This is a genomic window from Streptomyces sp. NRRL WC-3549 (genome assembly GCF_000721935.1).
Taxonomy (GTDB): domain Bacteria; phylum Actinomycetota; class Actinomycetes; order Streptomycetales; family Streptomycetaceae; genus Streptomyces.
The window spans coordinates 9,209-13,237 of the sequence record NZ_KL585446.1; the positions used below are offsets into that span (position 1 = coordinate 9,209).

4 protein-coding genes are annotated in these 4,029 nt (G+C 69.7%); all 4 read left to right on the forward strand.

The window, feature by feature from the left end:
• Window positions 1–1,071: MFS transporter (locus IH13_RS0134765; protein WP_031090939.1), on the forward strand; the 1,071-nt coding region annotated here is incomplete at its 5' end.
• Between the two features lie 9 nt (window positions 1,072–1,080).
• Window positions 1,081–2,442 carry a Pup--protein ligase gene (gene pafA, locus IH13_RS0134770; RefSeq protein ID WP_031090941.1) on the forward strand — a complete coding sequence of 454 codons (1,362 nt, stop codon included), beginning with the start codon at window positions 1,081–1,083 and terminating at the stop codon, window positions 2,440–2,442.
• A gap of 289 nt (window positions 2,443–2,731) precedes the next feature.
• Complete coding sequence (locus IH13_RS0134775) at window positions 2,732–3,670, forward strand: FKBP-type peptidyl-prolyl cis-trans isomerase (protein WP_031090944.1); 939 nt, start codon at window positions 2,732–2,734, stop codon at window positions 3,668–3,670.
• Between the two features lie 42 nt (window positions 3,671–3,712).
• Window positions 3,713–4,029: FKBP-type peptidyl-prolyl cis-trans isomerase (locus tag IH13_RS0134780; RefSeq protein ID WP_031090945.1), on the forward strand; the 317-nt coding region annotated here is incomplete at its 3' end.

Consider the following 4,029-nt stretch of genomic DNA (forward strand, 5'->3'; position numbering starts at 1 on the left):
CAGCCGCTGCTGGGGCGGGCCGTGGACCTGTACGGGCAGCCGCGCGTGCAACTGCCCGCCGCCGTCGTCTCCGCGCTCGGCATGGCCGTCCTGGCGGTGGCCGGATTCGGTGTGCTCCCGCTCGCCTACGCCGCGGTGATCGTGGCCGGACTCTTCACCCCGCCGCTGGAGGGCGGGCTCCGCGCCCTGTGGCCGAGCGTGCTCGGAGGTGAGGACCGGGTGCACCGGGCCTACGCGATGGACGCGGTGGCCCAGGAGGTGATGTTCACCGTCGGCCCGCTTCTCGTGACGCTCCTGGTGTCGCTCTGGTCGCCGGTGGCCGCACTGCTGGTCATCAACGCGCTCGGCGTCCTCGGCGCGCTCTGGGTGGTGCTCAGCGAGCCCTCCCGCGCCTGGCGCTCCGCCCCCCGCGAGGCCCACTGGCTGGGTGCGCTGCGCTCGCCCGGACTCCTGGCCCTGCTGGGCGCGTTCTTCTTCGTCGGGCTCGCGCTGGGCTCGATCACGGTGGCGGGTGTGGCCTACGCGGACGACCACGGCCGCGAGTCGGTGTACGGCTGGCTGATGGCCGCGCTCGGACTCGGCGCGCTGGTCGGCGGCGCGCTGTACGGGGCCCGGCAGTGGGCCGGAGCGCCCGAGCGCCGGCTGCGCGGGATCGTCGCCCTGCTCGCCCTGGGCTACCTGCCGTTGACGCTGACGCCCGGTGTGGTGGCCATGACCGCGCTGGCCGCGCTCGCCGGGGTGTTCCTGGCACCGGCGATCGCCTGCTCCTTCATCGTGGTGGACCGGCACGCGCCCAGGGGCACGGTGACCGAGGCGTTCTCCTGGCTCGTGACCACGTTCGGCGTCGGCGCGGCGGCCGGGACGGCCGTCGCCGGACCGGCCGTCCAGCTCGGCGGTACGGCTCAGGGGTTCGCCGTCGCCGGGGCCGGTGGAGTGGCCGCGCTGCTGGTGCTGCTGACCACCGGAAGGGTCCTCGCAGCTCCCGGCCGTACGCCCGGGGCCGTGGCCGGATCGGAAAATGATCGAAACGGTGCAGCCGAACCCGGTTTCAGCTCAGGCCATAAGGCGTAATGTTCAGTCATGGACCGCCGCATTTTCGGGCTGGAGAACGAGTACGGCGTCACGTGCACGTTCAGGGGACAGCGCCGACTGTCACCTGACGAAGTGGCGCGCTACCTCTTCCGCCGTGTCGTGTCATGGGGCCGCAGCAGCAATGTCTTCCTGCGGAACGGCGCCCGCCTCTACCTCGACGTGGGATCGCATCCGGAATACGCAACGCCCGAATGCGACAACGTGACCGAACTGGTCACCCACGACAAGGCGGGCGAGCGCATTCTCGAGGGCCTGCTCGTCGACGCCGAACGCCGCCTGCACGAGGAGGGAATCGCGGGCGACGTCTATCTCTTCAAGAACAACACCGACTCGGCGGGAAACTCCTACGGGTGCCACGAGAACTACCTCGTCGCCCGGCACGGAGAATTCTCCCGGCTCGCGGACATCCTCATTCCGTTCCTCGTCACCAGGCAGCTCATCTGCGGTGCCGGCAAGGTGCTGCAGACGCCGCGCGGAGCCGTCTACTGCGTGAGCCAGCGTGCCGAGCACATCTGGGAGGGCGTCAGCTCCGCCACGACGCGCTCCCGGCCCATCATCAACACCAGGGACGAGCCGCACGCCGACGCGGAGCGCTACCGCCGGCTGCACGTCATCGTCGGTGACTCCAACATGTCCGAGACGACCATGCTGCTCAAGGTCGGGGCCACGGACCTGGTGCTCCGCATGATCGAGGCCGGCACCGTGATGCGTGACCTGACCCTGGAGAACCCGATCCGGGCGATCCGCGAGGTCAGCCACGACACCACCGGCCGCCGCAAGGTGCGCCTCGCCAGCGGCCGGGAGGCCTCGGCCATAGAGATCCAGCGCGAGTACTACGAGAAGGCGGTCGACTTCGTGGAGCGCCGGGGCATCCGCACCGGCATCGTCGACCAGGTCCTGGAGCTGTGGGGCCGCACACTGGACGCCATCGAGGAGGAGGACCTCGACCGGATCGGCACCGAGATCGACTGGGTCATGAAGTACAAGCTCATCGAGCGCTACCGGGCCAAGCACAACATGACCATGTCGAACCCCCGGGTCGCGCAGATAGACCTCGCCTACCACGACATCCACCGGCGCCGGGGGCTCTACTACCTCCTGGAGCGCAAGGGCCAGGCCGCCCGTATCTGCAACGACCTGAAGATCTTCGAGGGCAAGTCCGTGCCCCCGCAGACGACCAGGGCGCGGCTGCGCGGCGACTTCATCCGGCGGGCCCAGGAGCAGCGCAGGGACTTCACCGTCGACTGGGTCCACCTCAAGCTCAACGACCAGGCGCAGCGCACCGTGTTGTGCAAGGACCCGTTCCGGTCGGTGGACGAACGGGTGGAGAAGCTGATCGCCGGCATGTGATCCGGGCGGTGTCCCACGGCCGTGACGTGAGGCGGGCCCCGTACGTTCTTCGTACGGGGCCCGCCGCCGTGCTTTTCCGGCCCGGGGGACGTCCCGTACGCCCGCCGGGGGGGCCGCGGGGGACACCCCGACGGCCTCACCGCGACGGCGCCGGGCTCCCGGCGCCCCCGCGTCCGCGCCTCGGCCCGGAAGCCCGGGGCGCTGTTCGCCGCTCCCCTCTCCGTCGCGGGGGAGGCCGTTAGAGTGGCCGGGACCCCCATACACGTGCCGTCTGAGATCTGAGGAACCAGTGCGCCGACTTGCCGGCCTTCTCGTCGTCCCCCTTCTGCTGCTCGCCACTTCGGCATGCGGTGACGACAAGGCCTCCGACTCCGCCTCGTCCACGAACGGCGCACCCGCGATCACCGCGGGCGCGAAGTTCGGCGAGAAGCCCACCCTGGCGAAGGGCGAGGGCGATCCACCCAAGGAACTGAAGACCGAGGTCCTCAGCGAGGGCGACGGCGCGAAGCTCAAGAACGGCGACGCGATCCAGGTCAACTACCTGGGCCAGGCATGGGACTCCGACAAGCCGTTCGACAACAGCTTCGACCGCAAGCAGCCCTTCGACCTGACGCTCGGTGCGGGCATGGTCATCCAGGGCTGGGACAAGGGCCTCGTCGGTCAGAAGGTCGGCAGCCGCGTCGAGCTGGTCATCCCGCCGGACCTCGGGTACGGCGAGCAGGGCCAGGGCGAGGACATCAAGCCGAACGCCACGCTGGTCTTCGTCGTCGACATCCTGAAGGCGACCCAGATCCCCGCCTCCGCCAAGGGCACCGCGGTCGCCCAGGACAACATCGACCTGCCCAAGGTCGGCACGAACACCGACGGCAAGGCACCCTCGGTGAAGATCCCCAAGGCCGACCCGCCGAAGAAGCTCGTCTCCGACTACGTCCTGGAGGCCAAGGGCGACGTCGTCAAGGAGAGCGACAGCGTCGTCGTGAACTACGTGGCCCTGGTGTGGAAGGACGGAAAGACGTTCGACAGCACCTACGAGACGGGCAAGACCCAGACCTTCCCGCTGGCCCAGGTCACCCTCAAGGGGCTCAAGGACGGCCTGATCGGCAAGACCGTCGGCAGCCGGGTGCTGCTGGTCGTCCCGCCGGACCAGGGCCTCGGTGACGAGGAGCAGCAGGGCATCCCCGCCAAGTCCACGCTCGTCTTCGCCGTGGACATCCTCGCGAAGATGTAGGTTGTCCCGGTTGCCCAGTTCATCAGTAAGAGGAGCAAGTCAGTGAGCATCGAGAAGCCCGAGATCGACTTCCCGGGTGGCGAGCCGCCGGCCGACCTGGAGATCAAGGACATCTGGGAAGGCGACGGTCCGGTGGCCGAGAAGGGCCAGACCGTCTCCGTGCACTACGTGGGTGTGGCCTTCTCCACCGGCGAGGAGTTCGACGCCTCGTGGAACCGCGGCACCCCGCTGCAGTTCCAGCTCGGTGCCGGACAGGTCATCGCGGGCTGGGACCAGGGCGTGCAGGGCATGAAGGTCGGCGGCCGTCGCCAGCTGACCATCCCCGCGCACCTCGCGTACGGCGACCGCGGCGCCGGCGG

Coding starts and splice junctions, on each gene's coding strand:
- pafA (WP_031090941.1), top strand. CDS start 1,081: ATGGACCGCCGCATTTTCGGGCTGGAGAACGAGTACGGCGTCACGTGC.